Below are 24,601 nucleotides of genomic sequence, written 5' to 3' on the forward strand. Positions count from 1 at the left end.
ATCGGCGAAAAACCGGTCCGGGTGGGCCTGCAGTCGGGCGATGACGGAACCGGCGAGGCCGCGCCGGCGCATGGCGGCGAAGGCCTGATCGTTCAGCACATAGTCGCCGTGCCCGGCCCGCAGAAGCTCGAGGAAATTGAGCCGGCTCTTGGAAACCGTGGTGGCGAAAACAGTGAACGCATCGTTGCCGATCTGGGTGCAGACGCCGTTTCTGCCCTGGTGACGGGCGCCGGTATCGTCCACCGAAATCCACCGTCCGTGGGTCAGGCCCGCCCGCAGAACGTCCCGGGCCTCGGTGACGAACTGGTCGTTTGACGCGATGAGGATGCGCACCACCTGCCGCTGGGAAATCGCCACCCCCAGCCCTTGCAGCATCTCGACCAGGCGGGGCACCGTCGTCTGGCCCTGGTGGTATTGGGCGAGGATGAAGCGCTTGAGCGCGGGACCGAAGTGATCGGTGACCCCATCGGGCAGCGGCGCCAGCATCGTCACGCCGTCCGGAGTGATCCACCGTTCACGGTGATAGCACACCGTGCGGGCCTCGATCCTGAGCTCCTGGACCGTGAACGGCTGGGTGCCCTTGAACCGCGAGCCGGGCGGGACACCATCGACCGCGATCCGCCGCTCCTCGACCACGCCCGACGGCTTTTTCGGCCCGCGCCGCCGCTTCCCCTCGCGCCGGGGCCGTTTGTCCGTTGCCTTGTCCATGCCAGACGGCTTCAAGGGCGGCTTGATGTCCGGCTTGCCCTTCAGACCCTTCAGCCGCGCGATCTCGTCGCGCAACGCCCCGTTCTCCGACACCAGCCGGGCGTTCTCTTCCAGCAGGCCCAGCGTCAACGGCTTCAGCGTCGCCGGATACAGGGCATCAATGTCGAACGGCGGCTTGACCATGCCCGCAGCGAATCACGAACCGCGAGTTCGCGCAACCAAATGTGAGTCGCGACGCAGCCACCGCCCGCACTTCTGCCCCGGTTACAGAGGCGGTTTCTAAGTCGTTGACTTTATTGGCGTCCCCTAGGGGATTCGAACCCCTGTTGCCGCCGTGAAAGGGCGGTGTCCTAGGCCTCTAGACGAAGGGGACACGAGGACAGGCGCGTTTTCTAAGGGGCGGACGCGGGCCTGTCAACACTTGGGTTGCGGATTGCAGGGCAACGAGTCCCGGTTAATGAACCGGGCCTGCAATGAGCTGGGCAATGACGGCGGGGTCCTAGCCGGCGACCTTGCGGGTAGTCTTGATGGATCGCTTGCCGCGTCCGGCGCGGATGATATTGAAGGCGAAGCGGCGCACAAGAACCATGTTCTGGGCACCATGTCCCCGTCGCAGTCGCGATTGGTCCTCCTTGAAGGTGACGTCGAGGGACCAATGCATGCTTTCGATGCCCCAGTTTTTTAATGCCCCAGTGTCCGCGAACGGCGTCGGCGGCGCGCTGAGGGCTCAGGACCGCCGATGAGATGAAAATCGTGTTTCTTCAGGGGTCTTGCCTCGGCGTTCGGTGCGGGTTGTGGTGCGGACGAGGGTTTTCAGGCCCGGGAACCGGGGCTCGTCGGGGTAGCGGCGGTCGGACGGGAGCTAGGTCACGCGGGTCCAGAACCTCTCCAAAGTGCTTGAGAAGAAGGCGAAGGCGATCCCTGGCGACCATCTCTTCCATCAGCGTCTGGCTCCGGCTCTGGGGGGCAGACGCCTGTTGAAACCCCCTCGAATCCCGTGCGCCACTGAAATCAGCCGCCGCCCGTTAACCTGACCCCGTTGCCGCGTCCTCGCGCCTTGAATGGGTTGACTCCCCGGCAAGAACGGAACAGAATGCGAACATTAAAAGAACATTCTGCGTCTCCGTGTTTCCGTGGTCTCATCGGCATGAAATGGGCCTCTCATGGTTGATCTGGACACCCTGCGCGCGCGGGTCCGCCGCCTGGAACGCGCCGACCGCGCCGTTCTGGCCACGCGACGGCTGGACGTGCTGCCGCTTGACCGCGCGTTGCCCTGGGGCGGACTGCCCCTGGGCTGTCTGCATCACATCGCAGACGGCTCTCCGGTTGCGCCCGGCGGCGGTCGCCTCTGCGCCGGGGGGGCCGCCACCGCCTTTGCCGCTCTGATGGCCGCCCGGCTGGCGACGACCGACCCGGCGCGAACGCGCGGTGTCGCCCGGCCGCGCCCGGTGGTCTGGTGTGTCCTGGCCGGCTCGCCCGACGACAGCTTGTACGGTCCCGGGCTGGCGCCGCTCGGGCTAACCCCCGGGCGCCTGCTCGTGGTGCGGGCACCGACCCCCGCCGCCGTCGCCTGGGCCATGGAGGAGGCCGCGCGCTGCCCCGACGTCGGCGCCGTGGTGGGGCAAATCCCGGGAGCGTTACCGACGGTGGCCGGGCGCCGCCTCGCCCTGGCCGCCGAGGCCGGCGGTGGCGGCGCCGTGCTGCTGCGCCCGGCGCAAGCGCCTGCGGAACGCATACCGGGAGCCACCACCCGATGGCGGGCCGCCCCGGCGCCCAGCGCTCCCACCCCCTGGGGCGAGCCCGGGCCGCCGCGCTGGCGCCTCGCCCTCGAACACTGCCGCAACGGACGGCCCCACGACTGGATGGTGGAGTGGAACCATGACACGGGTCATCTCGATCTGGCTGCCGACCTTCCCGACCGACCGGCTGACACGGATGCCGCGCGCGCTCCACGCCGATCAGCGTGACCGCCCGTTCGCTACCACCACCACCGTCGCTGGCGCGCGTCGGCTGGTCGCCGTCAATGCGTCGGCGGTGGCGGCGGGGGTGCGGGCCAGCCTGCCGCTGGCCGATGCCCGCGCCATGGTCCCCGTCCTGACGGTGGCGGAGTCCGATCCGGCCGCCGACGCCCGGGCGCTGCGCCGCCTCTCCCGCTGGTGTGAGCGCTGGACCCCGTGGGTCGCGGTCGAGGACCTGCGAGAGGACGGCGGCGCCGGTCTGTGGCTGGACGTCACCGGCTGCGATCATCTGTTCGGCGGCGAGGCGGCCCTGGTGGACACGATCCGGACCCGCCTGGACGGACTCGGCCTGACGGCCCGGCTCGGCCTCGCCGACACTCCGGGCGCGGCCTGGGCGGCGGCCCGATGCCTTGAGGGCGAACAGGCCCGTCTGCCGCCGGGATCGCAGCGCCAGCTTCTGGGTGGGTTGCCGTTGGCCGCCCTGCGCCTGCCTCCCGCGACCCGGGAGGTGCTGGCCCGGCTCGGCCTGCGCACCATCGCCGACCTGCTGGCCCGACCGCGCGCGCCCCTCACCCGCCGCCTGGGACCGGAGCTCTGGCGCCGCCTCGATCAGCTCCTGGGGGAGGCGCCCGAACCGCTGTCACCCCAGCGCCCGGTGGTGGCGTACCGTACTCGACTGGACTTCGCCGACCCCATCGGCCGCACCGAGGACGTGAGCACCGCGCTTGACCACCTGCTGGCCGCGCTGTGCCGGATGATGGAGCGGGACGGGCGTGGCCTGCGGCGGGTGGAACTGCGGGTGTTCCGCGTTGATGGCAGCACCGCCCGCGCCGTCGTCGGCACCGGCCGACCCGGCCGCGATCCGGCCCATCTGGCCCGCCTGTTCCATGATCGCCTGGAGGGCCTGGACGCCGGCTTCGGTATCGAGGCTATGACCCTGGCTGCTCTGACCCATCAGCCCCTGACCCCGGGGCAGCGGACTCTGATGCCGGATTCTGAGACTCCGGCGGGGCGCGACTCCCTCCCCCGTCTGATCGACCGTCTGGCGGAACGCTGCGGCCCGGATGCCGTGGTGCGTCTGGCGCCGGTGCCGAGCCACCGGCCGGAGCGGGCGCAACGCCCCGTCGCCCCCGACGCGCCCGACGCGGCAGAGGCGGCCGGCGGTTACCCGCCGCATCAGGCCCCGCGTCCGGTGCGCCTGCTGCGCCAGCCCCGGCGGGTCGCCCCCCCCGCCGGCGCCGATGGCCTGAGCGTGGAACGCATCGGCGGCGAGTGGTGGCGCGGGCCGGCCGGCGGCGAGACGGTGGACCTGCTGCGCGTCGAGGCCGCCGACGGCGCCCGCACCTGGGTGGCCCGCGACCGCGCCGGCTGGACCGCGCGTGGCGTGTTCGCGTGAAGGCCTGCGCGGTCATGTCACCATCCTACGCCGAACTGTGGGTCTCCAGCGCCTTCAGCTTTCAGGAGGGCGCCTCGCTGCCCGAGGATCTGGTGATCGCCGCCGCCGCGCTTGGCTTGCACGCGCTGGCCCTGACCGACCGCGCCAGTCTGGCCGGGGTGGCGCGGGCACACGCGGCGGCCAAGGACCATGGGGTGCGCCTGATCGTGGGCGCACGCCTCGACCTGGAGGACGCGCCGTCGGTCCTGTGTCTGCCCACCGACCGTGCCGCCTACGGCCGGCTGTGCCGCCTGCTGACACGCGGCCGGCGGCGAGCGCCCAAGGGCCAGTGCCACCTGCGCCGTGCCGACCTGACCGACCCGGAGGACGGCCTGGGCGCCGGCCAGATCACCCTGGCCCTGCCGCCGGAGGACGGTCCGCCCGAGCCAAATGCCGCCTTCGCCGCCGGCCTCGCCCGCCTGCGCGACGCGCTTGCCGACGCCGGATCGCCGCGGGTGCACCTCGCCGCCGCGCCGCGCTTTGACGGCCAGGACCGCCACCGCCTGTGGGCACTGAACCGTCTCTCGGGCACGCTCGGCACCCCCCTGGTCGCCGCCAACGATGTCCGCTTCCACGCCCCGGAGCGCCGCCCGCTCCACGACCTGCTGACCTGCGTGCGCCATCACGTCACCATCGATGCCGCCGGTTGGCGCCTGCTGCCCCACGCCGAGCGCCACCTGAAAAGTCCGTCCGCCATGGCCGCCCTGTTCGCGGACCATCCGGACTCCGTCGCCCGCACGGTGGAGATCGCCGACGCCTGCCGCTTTTCCCTCGACGACCTGCGCTACGAGTATCCCGACGAACCCGGCGCCCCGGGCGAGACCCCGCAACAGACCCTGGTCCGCCTGACCCGCGCGGGCGCCCGCGACCGCTACCCCGACGGCGTGCCCGCCGACGTCACCGCCCGCCTGGAGCACGAGTTCCAGGTCATCGAGACCCTGGGCTACGCGCCCTATTTCCTGACCGTTCACGACATCGTCCGCTTCGCGCGCGGGCGGGGGATTCTCTGCCAGGGGCGCGGCTCGGCCGCCAATTCGGCCGTGTGTTACTGCCTGGGCATCACCGCCGTGGACCCGGCGCGCATCGACCTGCTGTTCGAACGCTTCGTCTCGGCGGCGCGCGACGAACCGCCCGACATCGACGTCGATTTCGAGCACGAACGCCGCGAGGAGGTGATCCAGTACATCTACGACCGCTACGGCCGCCACCGCGCCGGACTGGCCGCCACCGTCATCCGCTACCGCACCCGCTCCGCCGTGCGCGACATCGGCAAGGCCATGGGGCTGTCGGAGGACGCCGTCGCCGCGCTCAACGCCACCGTCTGGGGCTCGTCGTCCCGCCCGCTGTCGCCGGAGCACGTGCGCGAGGCCGGGCTCGACCCCGACGAGCCGCGCCTCGCCCTCGCGCTCGCGTGGACCGAGGAGGCGCTGGGCCTGCCGCGCCACCTGAGCCAGCATGTGGGCGGGTTCGTGCTCACCCGGGGACCGCTGTCGGAGACGGTGCCGATCGAGAACGCGGCCATGGACGGGCGCACCGTCATCCAGTGGGACAAGGACGACCTGGACACCCTGGGCCTGCTCAAGATCGACGTGCTCGCACTCGGCATGCTGTCGTGCCTCCGCAAGGCGTTCGAGCTGATCGGCCGCCACCACGGCCGCGCGCTCACCCTGGCGGGCGTGCCGGCGGAGGATGCGGCGGTCTACGACATGCTGTGCCGGGGCGACAGCCTGGGCGTGTTCCAGGTCGAAAGCCGGGCACAAATGAGCATGTTGCCGCGCCTGCGCCCGCGCTGCTTCTATGATCTGGTGATCGAGGTCGCCATCGTCCGTCCGGGGCCGATCCAAGGCGACATGGTGCATCCCTACCTGCGCCGGCGCCGGGGCGAGGAGGCGGTGGTCATGCCCTCGACCGATCTCGCCCGGGTGCTGGACAAGACCCTGGGCGTGCCGCTGTTCCAGGAACAGGCCATGCGCATCGCCATCGTCGGCGCCGGGTTCACGCCGGTTGAGGCCGACCGCCTGCGCCGCGCCATGGCGACGTTCCGCAAGAGCGGGTTGATCCACGCCTTCAGGGACAAGTTCCTGAAGGGCATGGCGGCCAACGGCTATGCGCCCGATTTCGCCGAAAGCTGCTTCCGCCAGATCGAAGGCTTCGGCGAATACGGCTTTCCGGAAAGCCATGCCGCCAGCTTTGCCCTGCTGGTCTACGTCTCGGCGTGGCTGAAATGCCATTACCCGGCGGCGTTCGCGGCGGCGCTGCTGAACAGCCAGCCGATGGGGTTCTATGCTCCGGCCCAGATCGTGCGTGACGCCCGCGAACACGGCGTGACGGTGCGCCCGGTGGACGTGAACCGCAGCAACTGGGATTGCACGCTGGAGGGCGCGGCCTTGCGCCTGGGCCTGCGCCAGATCAAGGGCCTGTCGGAGGAATCCGGCCGCGCCCTGGTCGCCGCGCGCCCGACGGGGGGCTACCGCGATCCGGCCGACGTGCAGCGCCGCGCCGGGATCGCGCCCGCCACGCTGGACACCCTGGCCCGCGCCGACGCGTTTGCCGGGATCGAGTTGGACCGCCGCGCCGCGCTGTGGGCCATCAAGGCCCTGCGCCCCTCGGAGCTGCCGCTGTTCGCCGCCGCCGACCAGCCGGCCCGCCCATTCCGCGAGACCGACGGCGAACCGGCCGTGGACCTGCCCGACCTGACGCCCGGCGAGTCAGTGGTGGAGGACTACGCCGCCCTGCGCCTGACCCTGCGCGCCCACCCCATGGCGTTGCTGCGCGACGTGCTGGCCCGGGACGGCGCGGTGCCGGCGGCGAAGCTGGCGGAGATGCCGAACGGCCGTCGGCTGGCCGTGGCCGGGCTGACCGTGTGCCGCCAGCGCCCGGGCAGCGCCAGCGGCGTGGTTTTCGTCACCCTGGAGGACGAGACCGGCGTGGCCAACCTGATCGTCTGGCCGGGGGTGTTCGAGGCCCACCGCCGCGCCGTGCTGCGCGGGCGCCTGCTGCTGGCGCACGGCCGGCTGCAACGGGAAGGACTGGTCATCCACCTCGTCGCCGAGCGCCTGACCGACCGCACCGCCGCCCTGCGCGCCCTGGTGCCGGAGGAAACGCTGATGGCCACCGTTACCACCCATGGCGACCGGGTGCGCCACAACCGGGCGTGAGACCCCCGGGCACCCAAGGGATGAAAAAACGACGATGACGCCCAGAGCCCGCTGACAATTAGGGGATCCCCATCCGGACAGAAAAATGATTCAGGATCCTTTTTGCAGGGGGGCTTGAGAATGGATGCGGAGCGTTTCGTCATCACGGACAGGGTTTGGGAGAGGGTGGCGCCGCTGCTGCCCGGCAAGGCGGCGCCTGGAATCACTCCGTCAGGCGATCCGGAAGATTTGTGCGGCCTGATCCTTGGAAATCGCGGCCTTATCGTACCGGGCGGCGACGCGGCCGCGCTCCATGAACACCAATTCGTCGGCGAGGTCATAGGCGAAGTCGAGATATTGCTCGACCAGAACGATGGCCATCGTGCCGCGATCACGCAGCAGGGCGATGACCCGGGCGATCTGCTGGATGATGTTGGGTTGGATGCCCTCGGTGGGCTCATCAAGCAGCATGAGCTTGGGCTTTAGGATCAGCGCGCGGGCGATCGCCAGTTGCTGCTGCTGACCGCCCGAGAGGTCGCCGCCCCGGCGGTGCAGGAAGTCTTTCAGGATCGGGAACAGGTCGAAAACCTCGTCGGGGATGACCCGTTCGGCGCGGGGCAGGCAGGCGAATCCGGTCTCCAGATTCTCCTTGACCGTCAGAAGCGGAAAGATCATGCGCCCCTGGGGGACGACACCGACCCCCTTTTTCGCGAGGTCATGGGCGCTGGCGCGTCCCACATCCTCGCCGTCGAGCATCAGAGTTCCACCGGAGCGGGGATGGCTCGCGCTGATAGCCTTCAGAAGCGAGGTCTTGCCGACCCCGTTGGTGCCCATGACACAGGTCACCTGGCCCGCCTCGGCGGTAAGGTCGACGTCATACAGGATTTGCGAACCGCCGTAGTGAAGCGAGAGATTGCGGACCTCCAGCATGTTGGATCGTTCTCCTTCGGGGGCCGGGCACACCCCGGGTTCCAAGGTTTCCTGGTCAGCGGCCCAGGTAGACGTCGATGACGTCCTGATTGCGGGTGACGTGATCAAGGGAGCCTTCCGCGAGCATCGATCCCTCGTGGAAGACGGTCACCTTGCATCCCAGGCGGCGGACGAACTCCATGTCATGCTCAACCACCACCACGGCCCGTGTCTTGGCGGCCTCTTTCAGCAGATCGGCGGTTCGCTCCCGCTCGCCCAGGGTCATGCCGGCCGCCGGTTCATCGACCAGCAGCAGCTTGGGGTCCTGCGCCAGCAGCATGCCGATCTCCAGCCATTGTTTCTGGCCGTGGGACAACTCGCCCGCCTTGCGCCGGATCTGCTCGGCTAGACCAATTCGGGCGGCTAGGGTTTCGACGGCAGCGATGTCCTGGCGTTTGGGTTTGTAGAACAATACGGCCAGCGGTGAACGGTTGTTCTTATGCGCCATCAGCAGGTTCGCGAACACCGTCTGATCCTCGAACACGGTCGGGCGCTGGAACTTACGGCCAATGCCGGCGCGGGCGATCCTGGCCTCGTCCATGCCGACCAGGTTACGGGTCAACTCCTCGCCCCATAGCACCTGCCCTTCGTCGGGCCTGGTCTTGCCGGTGACGATGTCCATGAAGGTGGTCTTGCCCGCCCCGTTCGGACCGATGATGGCCCGCAGTTCGGTCGGTCCGATGGAAAAGGACAGCCGGTTGATCGCCTTGAAGCCGTCGAAGGTGACGGACACGGCGGAGACTTCCAGCAGGGAGCCATTCACTGCTCGGCCTCCTTTTCACGCAAGGCGCCCGTGTCGGGGCCGAGGGGGGCGCCATGGCGGTTCGGCGACAGGCGGTGGCTGACGAGGTCCACGAGGCCGCCGAGACCCCTGGGGGCGAACAGCGTCACGAGCACGAACGAGAGCCCGAGACCCACCTGCCACCAGTCGACCCATTTGACGGTGTAGACGCCGAGGTTGAGGTCGGGGGCCTGGCCGCCGGTGAACCACGTGGACAGCAGCGAGACCACGCACGCCCCGATCACCGCGCCATATAGGCGGCCGCGCCCGCCGATGGCCACCCAGACCGCGAGATAGATCGAGGCGATGGGGGCGATCTCGGCCGGGTTGATGATGCCCGCCTGGGGGTAGTACAGGGCGCCGCCCAGAGCCGCGATCACCGCCGTCAGGACGAACACGAACAGCTTGAAGCCCTCGACCGGGTAGCCGAGGAATCGCACCCGGGCCTCGTCGTCGCGAATGCCGCGAATGACCGACCCGAACGTGCCGGAGACGACGAAGGCGGCGACGACATAGGTCAGCAGCAAGGCCAAGGCGGAGGCCCAGAAGAACCAGATGGAGATGGTCGCCTGCGGGATGGCGTCGGCGCCGGGCAGGTTCTGCAAGCCCGACAGCCCGTTGTTGCCGCGCAGGCCGCTGTCGTTCTGGAACAGGTAGAGGGACAGCGCCAGCGTCATCGCCTGGGTCAGGATCGACAGGTAGACGCCCGTGACGCGCGAGCGGAACGCCAGCCAGCCGAACACCAGCGCCAGCAGTCCCGGCACCAGCACCACCAGCGCCATTTGCGCCCAAAAGCTATGGGCGAACATCCACACCATGGGGAAGTCGGAGGCGCCGACGACGCCGAAAATCTGGCTGGCGATGGCGTCGGAGATCTCCCCCGGGGTCGGGGGCAGGGGAGCGGCGGCCAGACTGTCGAGCACAATCAGCTCCGTGCGCGCGTACATCAGCCACATGCCGATCATGTAGCCGCCCAGCCCGAAGAAGGCGAAATGCCCGAGCGACAGAATGCCAGTGTAGCCCCAGACCAGATCCATGGCGATGGCCACCAGCGCGAGACACGCCGTCTTGCCCAGGGTCTTGACGAAGGAGGTCGAGAGCACACCGAGCCCGTAGGCCTCCGACAGCACGGTGACGCCCAACGCGAAGACCACCAGCACGGCGATGAAGACCGGCAGCGACGGGGTGTTTCGGAACAGATCGCGCATGACTCAATCCCCCGCCGCCCGACCCTTGAGCGCGATGATGCCCTTGGGACGGAACTGGATGAAAATGATGATGAAAATGATCATGTAGGTCTGCGCCGCCAGGGTGTTCGACGGGTTGAACCACTCGATGCCCTTCTGCAGGAAGCCGATCAGGCCCGCGCCCAGCAGGGTGCCCCAGATGTTACCCACGCCGCCCACGACCACGGTCATGAAGCTCTGGACGATGTAGTCCTGCCCCAGTTCTGATGTCACCTTGGCGTACAGGCCGATCGCCACGCCGGCGATCCCGGCGATGCCGGAGCCCAGCCCAAAGGTCAGCATGTTGACCCGGCCGGGGTTGATCCCCATCGAGGCCGCCATGCGGGGGTTCTGCGTCACCGCGCGGGTTTCCAGCCCCAGGCGGGTCTTCTGCATGATGAACAGAAAGATCCCGAGGAAGATCAGCGCCAACACGAAGATGGCGATACGGATATAGGAGATGCCGACCACGTCGTTGAGCACCAGCGCGCCGTCCAGCCAGTCCGGCGCGGTCAGCGGCCGGACCTGGGTGCCGAAGACGTTCTTGGCGATCTGCTGCAAGGCGATGGAGACGCCGAAGGTCGCCAGTAGGGTCTCCAGCGGGCGGTGGTACAGGCGCCGGATGATCAGCCGTTCCATCGCCACGCCGGCGCCGAAGGTGACGGCGAAGGCCAACGGAATGGCCACCAGGATGGAGACCGTGTAGTCGGGAATGACCTGCTGGACCACGTATCCGGTGTAGGCCCCCATCATGATGAACTCGCCGTGGGCCATGTTGATGACCCCCATCACGCCGAAGGTGATGGCGAGTCCGATGGCGGCTAGGAAGTAGATCGAGGCGAGCGACAGGCCGTCGAGGGACAGATCCAGGACCTGGTTCCAGGCGACGGTGTTGTTGATCGACCGCAGCGTCTCCTCGGCGGCTTCGGTCACGGCGGCGGAGGGCTCGGTGTAGACCTCGGCGAAGGGGGCGTCCTCCACCGCCCGCGCCTCGGAGAAGGCGGGATCCCAGGCCGGCACGTCGCCACGGGCCGCCAAGGCGGCATAGGCCCGATCGCGGATCTCCTGGGTGTTGAGGTCGGCCACGGGGATCCCGGCCACCTTACCGTCTCGGGTATGGGCGATCAGGGCGCTCTTGCGCTCGTCCACGGTCGGGGGCGGTGTGACCACCCCGGCGTCGACCAACAGGGCGAAGGCCTCTGCGACAGGAAGGTCCGCGCTGCCGCCCCGCAGCCGTCTCTTGATGTTGGCGTCGGCGGGCAGGTCGGCGGCGTAGACCGTGCGGGTCTCGACTAACGGATTGAGGGCAGCGCGCACGTCCAGGAAGAGGGAGCCGCGAAAATGCTCGATGGCCGCCACCCGCTCGGCGTCGGTCGCGCCGTAGGCGATGGTCAACAGCCGCTCGGTGCGCTCCTTCGCGGCGCGGAGGACGGGGTCCGTTTCCGTGGGGATGGACCGCCGCAACGGCGCCAGATGTGCCGCCTCGCCGCTGCGGGCGATGGCCTCCAGCGCGGTCCGCCGCTGCGCCGGATCGGGATCGTTCAACTGGAACTTCACCAGGGCCGCCGCGATCATGGCCTGGATGCCGGAGTTGGGCTTGAGTTGGTCCAGGTCGCGGGTGCTGTAGACGCCAACCTCGGCGCCGGTCTCGAAGTCGAACAGGCGCTCGGTCGACCGGTCCACCGGCTCACCATAGAAGAACAGGCCGTCGTTCTCGCGCTGCCACATCTCGCGGTCCCGCCATCGCTCCAGCACCAGACGCGCGGCAGGCAAACCCGAGTCCGCAATGGCGTCGATGACGGGGCCGATGGTGCGGCGTGAGGATTTCTCCAAGGCCTCTCGATGCGCTTGCAGGACATCCTGAACGGTCATGTCCTGCGCCTGCGCCGTGACGGAGCAGAGAAAAAGCAGCAGGACAGAGATGATCAGTCGGCGGATCATGGACAATATTTCCAAGGTCTGGAATGGAGGGGTGGAAAAGCCCACCCCTCCCGTGTCGGTATCAGATCAGTAGTTGGATTTGATCTGCACGCAGGTTTCCGTCCTGGTGTTGTACATGCCGCAGCCCAGGTCCTTCCAGTCGGACGTCAGAACCGCGCTTTCGGGCAGGTAGTCGGTCCAGGCGTCGCCCGGCACGGGATCGGTCTCGGACACGATATCGAATTGCCCATCGGCCAGGATCTCCCCGATCAGGACCGGCTTGGTCAGGTGGTGGTTGGGCAGCATCTCGGCGGTGGAGCCGGTCAGATTCGGGACGGTCTGGCCGACCATGGCGTCGATGACCGTGTCAACATCGGTGGTGCCGGCCTCCGTGACCGCGTTCACCCACATGTTGAATCCGATGTAGTGGGCTTCCATCGGGTCGTTGGTCACGCGTGCGTCATCGCCGATGAAGTCGTGCCAGGTCTTGATGAAGGCCTCGTTTTCCGCCGTGTCGGCCGACATGAAATAGTTCCAGGCCGCGAGGTGCCCAACGAGGTTGGTGGTGTCGAGACCGGACAGTTCTTCCTCTCCGACCGAGAAGGCAATCACCGGAATGTCGGCGGCCGAAACGCCCTGGGCCGCCAATTCCTTGTAGAAGCCGATGTTGGCATCGCCATTGATGGTGGAGATGACACCGACTCTTTTGCCATCGGCGCCGAGGGCAACAACGTCGGAGACGATCTTGGACCAGTCGGAATGGCCGAACGGCGTGTAGTTGACGAAGATGTCTTCGTTTGCGATGCCCTTGGAGGTCAGATAGGCTTCGAGAATGTTGTTCGTGGTGCGCGGGTAGACATAGTCGGTCCCCAGAAGCGCAAACTTCTCGACACCCAGTTCCTCTAGGAAGTAATCCGTCGCCGGTATAGCCTGTTGGTTCGGGGCGGCGCCAGTATAGAAGACATTCTTCGATGACTCTTCGCCCTCATACTGCACCGGATAGAACAGAAGGCCGTTCAATTCCTCGATCACCGGCAGTATCGACTTACGTGACACCGAGGTCCAGGCGCCAAAGATCACGTCGACGTCCTGGACCGTCAGCAGCTCGCGCGCCTTCTCGGCGAACAGCGGCCAGTCGGAGGCGGGGTCGACGACCACCGGTTCGATCTGACAGCCGAGAAGGCCGCCCTTGTTGTTCTGCTCGGCGATGAGCATGAGCATGACGTCTTTCAGCGTCGTCTCGGAAATCGCCATGGACCCGGACAGCGAATGCAGGACGCCGACCTTGATCGGGCAGGCTTGATCCTGGGCCATCGCCGCCGACGTCATGGCCGTCGAGGCCAACAATCCGGCGCAAAATGCGATCTTGAGAGCGTGTTTCATGTCTTGTCTCCGTGTTGAATCAGGTTTTGTTTTCGAGGTCGCCGGTTTTTTCGTGGATTGGGGTGGAGTCTGCTCGGCGGATATCCGGGGCGACCTTCACGACGGTGAAGAACGGTTCAGGCTGGCTTGATAGGCGCGCCACCCCCCGAACCGGGAGATGTCCACGGCGCCTTTCAGGCCTTCGGCTTCGACGATGAATCCGCGCGGCGTCGTGCCATCGGCCAGGAAACAGGTGCCGATTCCCAGGGGCGCGGGTATGCCGGCCACGAACGCAGCGAAAGGCTCGGCCGGGATGGCCCAGACCTCCGTCTCGATCGCAACCCCCTCGCCTTCGGCCACCCGCAACAGGCCGGGGCGTTCGGGCGGTCCACCCGCCAGGGCAAATAGGCGGTAGTCGGGCTTGGTGGGCCCCGCCCGCAGGAACCGGGCGCCGTGGCCGGTCAGTTCGTGATTGAGCGCCATACCGGACAGATGCGCGCCCACCACCACCAACTCGATCTCGTCGGCGGCGGCCTGCCCCGGGGGGGCGACGGGGGCCGGCACCGGGGTTTCGCTGCGGCCGATAGGGATCCCGGCCGCCGCGTGAAGGTGGGCCGCTAGGTCCGACAGCAGGCCGTCCCGCTCGCGCGGCGCAATCAGGGTGATGCCGGCCGGAAAGCCGTCGCCCCGAAACCGGGAGGGGACCGCGATGGCGCACAGGTCCAAGAGATTCACGAAGTTGGTGTAGGTGCCCAGTTCGCTGTTCGGGCCGATGGGATCGGCCGCCAAGTCCGCCACCGTCCGGGGGCGCGGATAGGTCGGCACCGCCAGCACGTCGACCGTTTGCCACAGCGTGTCGGTCTGTCGGGCTAGGTCTTTCAACTGGTAGAGGCCGGCGAAGGCATCGGCCGCCGAATAGGCCGAAGCCCCGTCCACGATCCGGCGCGTGGTCGGATGCAGCACCTCGGGCCGGTTTTCCACGATCTCGCGGATGGCCTGATAGCGTTCGGCGATCCAGGGGCCGGTGTAGAGCAGGCTGGCCACCGCGAAGAGCGGCGCCATGTCCACAGGCTGGGGCGCGGTCGCGATCAGCCCCTCAAGATCGGCCAGGGCCGCGTCGAACGCCGCTTCGGACAGCGCGTCGCCCCCGAACTGTCGGCCGGCCGCATCGGGTACGCCGACGCGCAGGCCGGGCGGCGCCGCCGACGGCTTGCAGGCCGCCGATGGGTCGCGCGACCATGGATCGGCGGGGTTGTAAGCGCACATGACGCGGTAGACCGCTTCGGCATCGGCCACCGTGCCGGCAAAGACGGAGATGGTGTCCAGCGTCTGGCAGGCCGGTACGACCCCGTGGGAAGATAGTGTCCCCAGCGAGGGTTTCAGGCCGACGATGTTGTTCAGGCCCGCCGGCACCCGGCCCGACCCGGCGGTGTCGGTGCCGAGCGCGAAGGGCACAATCCCGTGGGCGACACTGACGGCCGATCCGCTGCTTGATCCGCCGGGCACATAGTCCGGATCGAAGGCGTTGCGCGGCACCGGGTAGGGCGTGCGCACGCCCACCAGACCCATGGCGAACTGATCCAGGTTGGTCTTGCCGATCAGGATCGCGCCGGCCCCCAGCAGCCGCTGGACAGCGAAGGCAGTCTCCTCCGCCTGGTATTCGAACGCCGGACAGGCGGCGGTGGTGGGCAGGCCGGCGACGTCGATGTTGTCCTTGACCGCGAAGGGCACGCCCCACAGCGGCTTGGATTCCGGATCAAACGGGCCAAGCGCGGCCGCGGCCGCCTGGGCCTCCGCCTCGGGCACCAGGGTGATGAAGATGCCGGGATCATCGACCGTCTTGAGGGTCGCATAGACGCCCGCCAGGACCTCGTCGGGGGACGCACCGGTCGCGTAGGCGGCATGCAGCCGGGCAATGGTTGGAAACGCCGTCACCATCCTGGTCCTCGCTCAAACGGTTTCGATGACGAGCAGCCGATCGCCGGTGGCCATGGTGCGGCCGGGCCGGGCCTGAACCTTGCTCACCCGGCCCGTCACCGGTGCCGTCACGGTGATTTCGGTTTTCATGGCTTCAAGGATGACGACGGGCTGCCCTTCGGTGACGGTCTGACCTTCCTCCACCAGCACCTTCCAGACGGAGCTGTGCAGTTCCGCCAGCACAGCCTCGCCGTCGACCTCGTCCTGATCGTCGGGGCCGTCCTGGATTAGGGCGATGGAGGTGTCGTCCTCCCGCCAGCGCGCGACCTCGGCCGTGAAGGCGGTGTGCTGCGCGGCGCGGAAGGCGGCGATGCTGTCCTTCTCCGCCTCCAGGAAGGCGTGATAGGCGCCCAGATCGAAGACCTCTTCGTTGATCCGGATCGTCCCGCGCCCCTCGCGGAAGTCATCGCGCAGGCGGTCCAGTTCGGCCTCATCGACCGGATAGAAACGGACCTGATCGAAGAACCGCAGCAACCAGGGTTCGCCCTTGGTGAACACCGCGTTTTTCTGGAACTTGTTCCAGATCGGCAGGGTCCGGCCGACCAACTGGTACCCGCCCGGGCTGTCCATGCCGTAGATGCACATGTAGACGCCGCCGATCCCGACCGTGCCCTCGGCCGTATAGGTGCGGGCGGGGTTGTACTTCGACGTCACCAGCCGGTGGCGCGGGTCGATGGGCACCGCGCAGGGGGCGCCCAGGTACACGTCGCCCAGCCCCAACACCAGATAGCTGGCGTTGAAGACGATGTCCGCGACCTGTTCGCGGCGGTCCAGCCCATTGATGCGCTGGATGAAATCGACGTTGTTCGGCATCCAGGGGGCCGTCGGGCGTACCGTTTCCCGGTAACGGGCCTGGGCGTCCAGCGTCGCGGAATCCTCGAACGTCATCGGCAGGTGAAGGACACGGGTCTTCACCTTCATCGTGTCAATGTCGGGAAGTTCGTCTTCGATCGTCAGCAGGGTGGCGACCAGGTCCCGCTGATGGAGGCGGCGGCTGTCGTAGTTGATCTGCAGCGACCGCACGCCGGGCGACAGTTCCAGAATGCCGGGGATGGCGCGGGCCTTCAGCGCCTCCATCAGGGCATGGACGCGGAATCGCGCGCGCAAATCCAGTTCGTTGGGGCCGTATTCCAGCAGGATGTACTTGTCTCCGGCCTGACGGTAGGCGACGGCCGGCACCACACCCTCCGCCGGCCGCTCGGCCAGGATGGCGGCCGACGCCGTCGTGTCGGACGTCAGGGCGGGCACGGTTGGCGTGGGCAGCGGGGCGAGCGGCCGAAGGGCGGCGATGGCCTCATCCTGCGCCGTTTCCAGCGCCAGCGCGTCGTCGAACGTCATCGGCGTGAAGCGGATGATGTCGCCCGGCTTGGCCTGTCCGATCTTCCACAGCTCGGCCTTGGCGATGGTGGCCGGGCAGACGAAGCCACCCAGGCTCGGCCCATCGCGGGTCAGGATCACCGGCATGTCGCCGGTGAAGTTGATCGAGCCGATGGCGTACTCGGTGTCGTGAATGTTGGAGGGGTGCAGACCCGCCTCGCCGCCGTCGCTGCGCGCCCAGGTCGGCTTGGGGCCGAGCAGGCGGATGCCCAGGCGGTTGGAGTTGTAGTGCACCTCCCAATCGGTGCCGAAAAACATGTCGATGGCGGCGTCGGTGAAGAAATCCGGTGCCCCATGCGGCCCATAGAGGACGCCGACCTCCCAGAGCGTGCCGTAGCTGGGGATCAGGTCGGACGGCGCGGGACCGTGGGTTGGGGCGTCCGCCGGCTGGCGGCCCAGGTCGATCACATCGCCGCGCAGCAGGGTTCGGCCACCATGTCCGCCGAACTTGCCCAGAACGAAGGTCGATCGGCTTTCGAGGTACAGCGGCACCTCAAGCCCGCCGGCGATGGCCACATAGGTGCGGCAGCCGGTCTGCGCCTTGCCGATGGCGAGCACTTGCCCGGCGGCCACCGAAACCGGCGCCCACCACGCGACGGGCTCGCCGTCCAGCGTCGCCTCGGCCTGCGCGCCGGTCAGGGCGATTAGGGTGTCGGTGTGAAACTTCAGCGTCGGCCCGGCGAGGGTGCATTCCAGGCCGGCGGCGGCCTCATCATTGCCGACGATGCGGTTGCCCAGTCGGAAGGCATAATCGTCCATCGGGCCCGAGGGCGGCACGCCGATATCCCAGTAACCAACCCGGCCCGGGTAGTCCTGGACCGTGGTGTAGGTGCCGGGCTGGAGCACCTCGACCGCGTGTGGGCGATAGGTCAACGAGGACAGGCTCTGTGTCGAAACCTGTCCCGAGACGAACACCTCGGAGGTCGCGATCTCCCGCAGATAGCCCAGGTTGGTGGCAATGCCGGAGATACGCGAGGCCGCAAGGGCGGCCTGAAGGCGTTTGATCGCCGCCGCGCGGGTCTCACCCTGCACGATCAGCTTGGCGATCAGCGGGTCATAGTACGGGGAGACCGTGTCGCCGGTCGCGACGGAATTGTCGACGCAGACGTCATCGGGGAACGAGACCTCGGTCAGTTCGCCGGCCGAGGGCTGAAAGCCGTGCGCCGGGTCCTCGGCGTAGATCCGGACCTCGATCGCATGCCCCGTCGGCATCGGCAGGGCCGACAGATCGGGGGGCGTGCCGGCGGCGGTCTGGATCATCCAGGCCACCAGATCGATGCCGAGCACCGCCTCGGTCACCGGATGCTCGACCTGAAGGCGCGTGTTGACCTCCAGGAAATAGAACGCATCCTGACCGAAGTCGTAGATGAACTCGACCGTGCCGGCCGACTGGTACCCGACGCTTCGGCCCAGCCGTTCGGCGGCGGCGAGCATGGCGGCCCGGGTCGCCGCCGGCAGGTGGGGGGCGGGCGTTTCTTCGACGACCTTCTGGTTGCGCCGCTGCAACGAGCAGTCCCGCTCGCCCAGGGACACGACCTGTCCCTGGCCATCGCCAAAGATCTGCACCTCCACATGGCGCGCGTTGTCCACGCAGCGTTCCAGGAAGACGCCGGCATCCTTGAAGAAGTGAAGAGCCTGACGCTGCACGACCTCGAAGGCTTCCGCCAAGGCATCGGCATCGGCGCAGCGGGTCATGCCGATGCCGCCCCCGCCCGCCGTCGATTTCAGCATCACCGGATAGCCGATCGTCTTGGCGGCCGTCTGGGACTCGTCCAGGCTGGTCAGCAGGCCGGTGCCGGGCACCAACGGTACGCCCGCCGCCTCCGCCAGCTGGCGGGCGGTGTGTTTCAACCCGAATTGGCGGATCTGCTCCGGCGTGGGGCCGACGAAGGCGATGCCGGCCTTGGCGCAGTCCTCGGCGAAGGCCGCGTTCTCCGACAGAAATCCATAGCCGGGGACGATCGCCTCAGCCCCGTGCGCCTGCGCGGCCGCCAGGATCAGGTCCCCCCGCAAATAGGTGTCGGCCGCCTTCTCGCCCGGCAACCGGACGGCGACGTCGGCCAGCGCGACATGCGGGCTGCCGTGATCGGGGTCGGAGAAAACCGCGACGCTGCGAAGACCCATGGCCCGCACGGTGCGGAGGATGCGCGCGGCGATTTCCCCACGGTTGGCCACGAGGACTGTTTTGAACATTGACCGGTGTCCCCCTAAGTGTCTGATGCATCGGCCGTTTTTCGCGCGAATGTCCGACCCGCGCGAACCGAGACCGATGACGCCGGTTCCGCATGAGCGCGATGGGGCCAGCGTTTCAGTTTGCGGTGTTCAATCAAACTGCTATTTTTCGTTATGGGTGGTTCCGAAAATGCACCACCCAATGGGAGAGCGCTGAAAATGAAGCACTTATACACGTTCGAGCTGATCGAGGCCGTGGCGCGTACCGGATCCATGCGGCGAGCGGCGGAGGATATGAACCTCACCGGCTCGGCCCTGAACCGACGGATCCGACGATTCGAGGAGGAGTTCGGCGCCGAGATTTTCGAGCGCCTGCCCAGCGGGGTCCGGCTCAACAGCGCGGGCGAGATGGTGCTGTATCATTACCGCACAACGCAGTCGGACCTGGCCCGGGTCCGGGGGCAGGTCGCGGATCTGGCCGGCGAGCGGCGCGGCCATGTGTCCATTGCCTGTTCCCAGGCGGTCACACCTTTTTTTCTGCCCGAGCAGATCGCGCACTATCGCAAACGGCATCCAGGCGTGACCTTCGCGGTCAAGGTGGGTGATCGCACCCAGGCCGAACACCAGTTGTTGAGCTTCTCGGCGGATCTGGCCCTGGTGTTCGAGCCGGCCTATTTGGTCGAGTTCGAGGTGATTCAGAGTCTGCCGCAGCGGGTCTATGCGATCCTGGCGGCGAACGATCCCTTGGCTGCGAAGGCGGAACTCCGCCTGAGTGAGGTTCTGGACCGCCCATGTGTCATACCGTCCGCGCAATACGGCGTGCGGCACCTGCTGGAAATGGCCGTTCGCAAACGCCGTCGGCATCTCGAGCCGATCGTGGAATCCGACAGTTTCGATCTGATCCGCCACTATGCCCTGCACGAGCGCGCCATCGGGTTTCAGATCCCGATCGGGCTGAGGACGTCGGAGGACGAGGCCCTGGTGTTCCGTCCCCTGGCCGAGCGGGATGTCCCACCCGGGACTCTCTTTCTGGGCCAGAAACAGGGGCGCACGCTGCCGGTGGCATCGGCGCGGTTCGGCATGCAGGTTGCGGAAACGATGGCAAACCTGTGGGTTTGAAGGGGCAGGTGACCGGTCGAATGTGCCGAGGTTGGAATGATTTTTGACTCGGCGCTTCAGATTTGGATCGCTCGGGAAGCCGACCGGATCGAATTGCGCGCCGGACACGGCCTGGACGCCGCCCCCTTCGCGCCAAGCGACAACATCCTCGCCGGGGCTGTTCACTGCCTGCAATGCCGGCCCCCGCACTATCAGGCGCACTCGATGACGGGCGAACCGTTGCCTGCCGGGACCCGCGCCTTCGTCGCCCGGGTCGCCACAATCCTCGACGAAACGGCGTCGCCAGACGCCCCAAACGAGCGTCCAAACACGCCCCCCAACAATGCGGAAGCGACCCCAAGTCCTTCCGGACGCGTGTCAATCGGACGGATTCTGTGGGCATGGCTCAGTCCGGTTCATGATCTATCGGTCATGTATAATGTTTATGAGCCAAATTACATAATTTTCGAAAATGATGACTGGATCATATTGCTGGTGTATGATCCCGAACGCATAAGTCGGAAAAAGGATGGGCACCATGAGCGATATTGCCCGCACGCCGAAACATCTCGGAGCCATCATCCGCCGCGCTCGCCGCGCGGCCGGGCTGACACAGGCGGCCCTCGGCGAGCGGGCCGGACTTTGGCAGGAGACCGTCTCGCGCATCGAAAACGGGAATGGCGCAACAAAGCTGGAGACGCTGTTCGACCTTCTGGCCGCCCTTGACCTCGACCTTACCATCGGCCCCCGGAGCAAGGGCTCGGCCGCCGACATCGAGGACATCTTCTGATGGTGCGGCGTCGGGCCCACGATCCCCTCCAGGTGTATCTGAACAACCGTCTGGTCGGACACCTCCGCAAGGACAGCGGCGGTGCGATCCGCTTCGTTTACGATGCCGCCTGGTTGGCGTGGGACCACCGGCTGCCGATCTCGCTGTCCCTGCCGCTCACGGAGGAGACCTATCGAGGGGCGCGCGTCGAGGCCGTGTTCGACAATCTGTTGCCGGACTCCCCTGTCCTCCGGCGTCGCGTCGCCGAACGGGTGGGCGCGCGGGGACCGGACGTTTACAGCCTGCTGGAGGCCATCGGCCGGGACTGTGTCGGCGCGCTCCAGATCCTGACGGAGGTGGCGGCGGCGGACATCATGACCGGCCCTGCCGGAGTGGTCAGAGGCGTGGCGATCGACGAGGACGCGATCGCCGATATCCTGCGCAACCTTGCCCGGACCCCGCTTGGCCTGGGGGGCGAAGACGACTTCCGCCTGTCGATTGCCGGGGCGCAGGAAAAGACCGCGTTCCTGTATCGGGACGGACGCTGGCACAAATCCCTGGGCACTACGGCGACCACCCACATTCTCAAGCCGCAGATCGGTCGTCTGTCGAACGGGATCGACCTGTCGAACAGCGTGGAGAACGAGTTCTATTGCCTGCGTCTGCTTGGTGCCTTCGGGCTCGCGGTGGCCGAAGCCCGGATCGAGACCTTCGGCGATGTCCGGGCGCTCGTGCTGACCCGGTTCGACCGACGCTGGACCCGGGACGGACGCCTGCTGCGGTTGCCGCAGGAGGATTGCTGTCAGGCCCTCGGTGTCCCGTCGACCCTGAAGTACCAGAACCAGGGCGGACCCGGCCTGACCGATCTCATCCGCCTGCTGAAGGGCAGCGACCGTCCCCTCGACGATCCCCTCACGGTCTTCAAGGCGCAGGTCCTCTTCTGGCTGATCGGCGCCACCGACGGCCACGCGAAGAACTTCTCGGTGTTTCTGACCCCCGGAGGGCGGTACGCCCTGACCCCGCTGTATGACGTGCTGACGGCCCAACCCAGCCTTGATGACGGCACCATCCAGAAGAAGGCGATGAAGCTGGCCATGGCGGTCGGGGACCGAAACCACGACCGCATCGACGACATCACCGGGCGGCACTTTCTGCAAACGGCGGCGCGGTCGGGAATTCCGCTGCCGGCCGCGCGGGCTGTTCTGACGGAGATCGCCGAGGGCTCGGAACAGGCACTGGCGGATACCGAGGCCGGCCTGCCGACGGAGTTCCCCGCGTCCATCCCGGACAGCGTAACCCGGGCCGTGCGGGCGCGGCGGAACCGACTGATCGTGCCGTGACGGGAGGCCAGATGCGTTGGCGGGCAAAGGGCGTGTTTGGCGTAGAACGGGAGGATACTCGGGTTCCGGTTGGGCTCTCATGATCGGTCGGGTGAGTATCGGCGACCGCCTCCCGGGAGGACCCCATGCCCAATGTCCCTTCCCCTGCGTCCGAAACCGCGCTGGTTTCCGCCCGGACTGTCCGGGCGGAACTCGGCGACATCAGCGACATGACCCTGTGGCGTTGGTTGCACCGCCCGGACCTAAACTTCCCACAGCCGATTCTGATCGCCCGGCGCCGGTATTGGCGCTGGGCCGATATCGAGGCCTGGAAGCAGAGCATGATCGACTGAGCCACAACCTGAAGGCAGGAGGGTGAAACTCTACAGGCGTGTTCAAAACGTACCGATTGGGTTCTGCTTGTTCCATGCCGTGTGCTAACGTGGTGGTCAGTGCACTGCATTCGGGGGACCAGATGACGGACAGCGACGAACCGAACGTGTGGGGGTTGGCAGACGCACTGACGAGCCTGAGAGATGACCTGATATCGGCCCAGAAATCCGGTGACGGAAAAGCCATCCTTTTTGAGGTGGAGCATATCGATCTGGATTTGCAGCTCGTCGCGTCGTCGAAAGTCCAGGGCCAAGGGGGGATCGGATGGGGGATCCTGAGCGGGAAACTGGGCGGTGATCTCGAATCCGTCCGGACGCAGCGGGTGCAACTTCGGCTGAAGCTTGCGCCCAACAAAGATGGGTCTTCAAAACAAATCAATCGCCGCGACGAGCGACCCCCAATGAGTTGACCATGACCTGGAAAGACACGCTAGTCGCGATCTGGGCCCCGACCACGGACGGCAAGGGTGAGATAGGGACAGGCTTTCCTATTGCCCGCGACCTGCTGATGACAGCACGTCACGTTGTCCGCTCAGAGGACCGAGACAAGACAAAACCCCTGGAGATCAATTGGCTGCACAGCAGAGAGAGCTGGAGTGCACTTTGCTCTGATGACGACAAGTTGATCATCTGGGAATGTGACGTGCATGACGTCGCGGTATTGAAAGCCACCCGCCCGGCGGATGTTGAGGGTGTTTGCTTACTGTCTCCGACGCGACCGTGCGACGGCGCGATTTGGTCGGGAGCAGGGTTTTCCGGGGCCGATACCAAGAATGGCGTTCAAGAAGCTGGCCATTTTTGCGGCCGCGTAATGTCCATGGCGGAGAAGGATGCCTTTTTCCAGATTTCGGCCATCGAAACTTCGCCGGATACCGAAGCCGGGTGGTGCGGGGCTTCCGGAATGTCTATTCTGGTAAATGAAAGGGTTATCGGCGTCTGTTGTGAACTGCCTGCGAACTACGCCGGAAAGAAAGTAAGTGTCGCACCCGTGTGGCAACTTTGGAAGAGTATGGGATGTCATGAGAGCATCAGGGACGCTCTTCCGATTTTTGGTGTCGTTGAACAGCTTCGGAAAAAGCTGATCGACGTAATTGGCCGCATCCGGCTGCCCGATGACGTGATGGATTATATTCTAGGCAGGATCGCTCAGAATAAAGGATTCGGCGTCAGTGAGATGTTGCAATCAAATGAGAAAAAAGTTCATACCTTGGTCGATGCGATTTCAGATATGACACCATCTGAAGTATTTGGTGTTTTTGGTTCTCATGCAATATCCGAAAATGGCGATCTCGATGAACATATTTTTGCGTTCGTGCAAGCTATTGCGCCGTACTTGTTTGCGGCGAACGGAACCGAGGTCTCTGTTATCATCGAGAAGGCACGTTCAGGTGGGGCCCTGGTGACGGACGTGCCGATCGCCACACACACAATGGCCGAGATTGTTGTCGCGGCGGCGCAAAACCGGTCTGTGCAATTTCTTGCCCGCCAAGCTGAACACGATTTACCACCAGGAGCAAAGTTGATCCCATTTCGGCCGTTCTTCAGAAACGATGACCAGTCTGGCGTGATGTCAGCGATTATTGAAGAACTGAGACACCAATATCCAAAGTCAGATAGCATAAATGGGTTGGACTTCGAAGCTGGAATTGTTAACAACCTGTCCAGAAGCTACAGAGTAGAAAACTCAATAGACAGAATAAGTGCGGTAAAAATTCGAATGTCTATAGACAAAAAGCGGGGAGGCTCTCTACCTTACATGGCATTTATACTTTCTGATAACGAAAATGAGAGGGGGCACATTTTGGCGTCTGTGCGAAATATTTGCGAAACGCTCCCTGATTTGACGGCCGTTGTCCTCGACCCAAGATGCTTGGATGCCGACCTGCAGGCACTCTCCTCTTTCCCATAGGCTCAATTAGCGTTAGCTATGCAGATTGGATCTTTGGGTGAGATGAGCCCGGCGACACAGGCCAGGATGGATCTTGGTGACGGGAGCTGAGG

18 protein-coding genes and 1 tRNA gene are annotated in these 24,601 nt (G+C 66.4%); 9 read left to right on the top strand and 10 right to left on the bottom strand.

Features of this window, described 5'->3' with window-relative positions:
• The 3 genes from BLS85_RS17430 to BLS85_RS19225 all read right to left on the bottom strand — a co-directional run.
• A partial coding sequence (locus BLS85_RS17430) for an IS66 family transposase (protein WP_143027208.1) occupies positions 1-891 on the bottom strand: 891 nt, incomplete at its 3' end.
• A gap of 114 nt (positions 892-1,005) precedes the next feature.
• Positions 1,006-1,081, bottom strand: a tRNA-Glu gene (locus tag BLS85_RS17435).
• A gap of 126 nt (positions 1,082-1,207) precedes the next feature.
• Positions 1,208-1,369, bottom strand: coding sequence for a hypothetical protein (locus BLS85_RS19225; protein WP_176793882.1), 162 nt, complete (start codon positions 1,367-1,369; stop codon positions 1,208-1,210).
• Positions 1,370-1,871: 502 nt separating this feature from the next.
• Here BLS85_RS19225 and BLS85_RS17440 point away from each other — a divergent pair.
• The 3 genes from BLS85_RS17440 to BLS85_RS17450 are packed head-to-tail and all read left to right on the top strand — an operon-like array spanning position 1,872 to position 7,259.
• Positions 1,872-2,675 carry an ImuA family protein gene (locus BLS85_RS17440; protein WP_092788017.1) on the top strand — a complete coding sequence of 268 codons (804 nt, stop codon included), beginning with the start codon at positions 1,872-1,874 and terminating at the stop codon, positions 2,673-2,675.
• A complete protein-coding gene (locus BLS85_RS17445) occupies positions 2,587-4,062 on the top strand; it encodes a Y-family DNA polymerase (protein ID WP_092788018.1) in 1,476 nt (491 codons plus the stop codon). The genes BLS85_RS17440 and BLS85_RS17445 overlap by 89 nt, the downstream gene beginning before the upstream one ends.
• Positions 4,063-4,076: 14 nt before the next feature.
• Positions 4,077-7,259, top strand: a complete 3,183-nt coding sequence (locus BLS85_RS17450) for an error-prone DNA polymerase (RefSeq protein ID WP_092788030.1) — start codon at positions 4,077-4,079, stop codon at positions 7,257-7,259.
• A gap of 210 nt (positions 7,260-7,469) precedes the next feature.
• Here the strand turns inward: BLS85_RS17450 and urtE are convergent, their stop codons facing one another.
• The 7 genes from urtE to uca form a co-directional block, all read right to left on the bottom strand.
• Positions 7,470-8,168, bottom strand: coding sequence for an urea ABC transporter ATP-binding subunit UrtE (gene urtE / locus BLS85_RS17455; protein WP_092788019.1), 699 nt, complete (start codon positions 8,166-8,168; stop codon positions 7,470-7,472).
• Positions 8,169-8,223: 55 nt separating this feature from the next.
• The gene (gene urtD, locus BLS85_RS17460; RefSeq protein WP_092788020.1) at positions 8,224-8,970 is read right to left on the bottom strand and encodes an urea ABC transporter ATP-binding protein UrtD; all 747 of its coding nucleotides are present in this window, start codon (positions 8,968-8,970) and stop codon (positions 8,224-8,226) included.
• Positions 8,967-10,196 (bottom strand): urea ABC transporter permease subunit UrtC, encoded by a 1,230-nt coding sequence (urtC, locus tag BLS85_RS17465; RefSeq protein WP_092788021.1) that lies wholly within the window; start codon positions 10,194-10,196, stop codon positions 8,967-8,969. The genes urtD and urtC overlap by 4 nt, the downstream gene beginning before the upstream one ends.
• A gap of 3 nt (positions 10,197-10,199) precedes the next feature.
• A complete protein-coding gene (urtB, locus tag BLS85_RS17470) occupies positions 10,200-12,155 on the bottom strand; it encodes an urea ABC transporter permease subunit UrtB (protein WP_092788022.1) in 1,956 nt (651 codons plus the stop codon).
• Positions 12,156-12,221: 66 nt separating this feature from the next.
• Complete coding sequence (gene urtA, locus BLS85_RS17475; protein WP_176793884.1) at positions 12,222-13,517, bottom strand: urea ABC transporter substrate-binding protein; 1,296 nt, start codon at positions 13,515-13,517, stop codon at positions 12,222-12,224.
• 96 nt (positions 13,518-13,613) lie between these two features.
• A complete protein-coding gene (gene atzF / locus BLS85_RS17480; RefSeq protein ID WP_092788023.1) occupies positions 13,614-15,434 on the bottom strand; it encodes an allophanate hydrolase in 1,821 nt (606 codons plus the stop codon).
• 12 nt (positions 15,435-15,446) lie between these two features.
• A complete protein-coding gene (gene uca / locus BLS85_RS17485) occupies positions 15,447-19,043 on the bottom strand; it encodes an urea carboxylase (protein ID WP_092788024.1) in 3,597 nt (1,198 codons plus the stop codon).
• Positions 19,044-19,241: 198 nt separating this feature from the next.
• Here uca and BLS85_RS17490 point away from each other — a divergent pair, with 198 nt between their 5' ends.
• The 6 genes from BLS85_RS17490 to BLS85_RS18890 all read left to right on the top strand — a co-directional run bounded on the left by BLS85_RS17490 (position 19,242) and on the right by BLS85_RS18890 (position 24,509).
• The gene (locus tag BLS85_RS17490) at positions 19,242-20,141 is read left to right on the top strand and encodes a LysR family transcriptional regulator (RefSeq protein WP_092788025.1); all 900 of its coding nucleotides are present in this window, start codon (positions 19,242-19,244) and stop codon (positions 20,139-20,141) included.
• A gap of 517 nt (positions 20,142-20,658) precedes the next feature.
• Positions 20,659-20,910, top strand: a complete 252-nt coding sequence (locus tag BLS85_RS17495; protein ID WP_092788026.1) for a helix-turn-helix domain-containing protein — start codon at positions 20,659-20,661, stop codon at positions 20,908-20,910.
• Complete coding sequence (locus BLS85_RS17500; RefSeq protein ID WP_092788027.1) at positions 20,910-22,229, top strand: type II toxin-antitoxin system HipA family toxin; 1,320 nt, start codon at positions 20,910-20,912, stop codon at positions 22,227-22,229. The genes BLS85_RS17495 and BLS85_RS17500 overlap by 1 nt, the downstream gene beginning before the upstream one ends.
• Before the next feature lie 125 nt (positions 22,230-22,354).
• Positions 22,355-22,561, top strand: coding sequence for a helix-turn-helix transcriptional regulator (locus BLS85_RS17505; RefSeq protein WP_092788028.1), 207 nt, complete (start codon positions 22,355-22,357; stop codon positions 22,559-22,561).
• A gap of 122 nt (positions 22,562-22,683) precedes the next feature.
• Positions 22,684-23,010, top strand: coding sequence for a trypco2 family protein (locus BLS85_RS17510; RefSeq protein ID WP_092788029.1), 327 nt, complete (start codon positions 22,684-22,686; stop codon positions 23,008-23,010).
• A gap of 2 nt (positions 23,011-23,012) precedes the next feature.
• A complete protein-coding gene (locus tag BLS85_RS18890; protein WP_143027250.1) occupies positions 23,013-24,509 on the top strand; it encodes a S1 family serine peptidase in 1,497 nt (498 codons plus the stop codon).
• Positions 24,510-24,601 lie beyond the last annotated feature (92 nt).

Source organism: Rhodospira trueperi (genome assembly GCF_900101965.1).
Taxonomy (GTDB): Bacteria; Pseudomonadota; Alphaproteobacteria; order Rhodospirillales; family Rhodospirillaceae; genus Rhodospira; species Rhodospira trueperi.

Excerpts from the sequence above, each read along its gene's own strand:
- BLS85_RS19225 (WP_176793882.1), bottom strand. The coding sequence starts at position 1,369 with ATGCATTGGTCCCTCGACGTCACCTTCAAGGAGGACCAATCGCGACTG.
- BLS85_RS17440 (WP_092788017.1), top strand. The coding sequence starts at position 1,872 with ATGGTTGATCTGGACACCCTGCGCGCGCGGGTCCGCCGCCTGGAACGC.
- BLS85_RS17445 (WP_092788018.1), top strand. The coding sequence starts at position 2,587 with ATGACACGGGTCATCTCGATCTGGCTGCCGACCTTCCCGACCGACCGG.
- BLS85_RS17450 (WP_092788030.1), top strand. The coding sequence starts at position 4,077 with ATGTCACCATCCTACGCCGAACTGTGGGTCTCCAGCGCCTTCAGCTTT.
- urtE (WP_092788019.1), bottom strand. The coding sequence starts at position 8,168 with ATGCTGGAGGTCCGCAATCTCTCGCTTCACTACGGCGGTTCGCAAATC.
- urtC (WP_092788021.1), bottom strand. The coding sequence starts at position 10,196 with ATGCGCGATCTGTTCCGAAACACCCCGTCGCTGCCGGTCTTCATCGCC.
- urtB (WP_092788022.1), bottom strand. The coding sequence starts at position 12,155 with ATGATCCGCCGACTGATCATCTCTGTCCTGCTGCTTTTTCTCTGCTCC.
- urtA (WP_176793884.1), bottom strand. The coding sequence starts at position 13,517 with ATGAAACACGCTCTCAAGATCGCATTTTGCGCCGGATTGTTGGCCTCG.
- atzF (WP_092788023.1), bottom strand. The coding sequence starts at position 15,434 with ATGGTGACGGCGTTTCCAACCATTGCCCGGCTGCATGCCGCCTACGCG.
- uca (WP_092788024.1), bottom strand. The coding sequence starts at position 19,043 with ATGTTCAAAACAGTCCTCGTGGCCAACCGTGGGGAAATCGCCGCGCGC.
- BLS85_RS17490 (WP_092788025.1), top strand. The coding sequence starts at position 19,242 with ATGAAGCACTTATACACGTTCGAGCTGATCGAGGCCGTGGCGCGTACC.
- BLS85_RS17495 (WP_092788026.1), top strand. The coding sequence starts at position 20,659 with ATGAGCGATATTGCCCGCACGCCGAAACATCTCGGAGCCATCATCCGC.
- BLS85_RS17500 (WP_092788027.1), top strand. The coding sequence starts at position 20,910 with ATGGTGCGGCGTCGGGCCCACGATCCCCTCCAGGTGTATCTGAACAAC.
- BLS85_RS17505 (WP_092788028.1), top strand. The coding sequence starts at position 22,355 with ATGCCCAATGTCCCTTCCCCTGCGTCCGAAACCGCGCTGGTTTCCGCC.
- BLS85_RS17510 (WP_092788029.1), top strand. The coding sequence starts at position 22,684 with ATGACGGACAGCGACGAACCGAACGTGTGGGGGTTGGCAGACGCACTG.
- BLS85_RS18890 (WP_143027250.1), top strand. The coding sequence starts at position 23,013 with ATGACCTGGAAAGACACGCTAGTCGCGATCTGGGCCCCGACCACGGAC.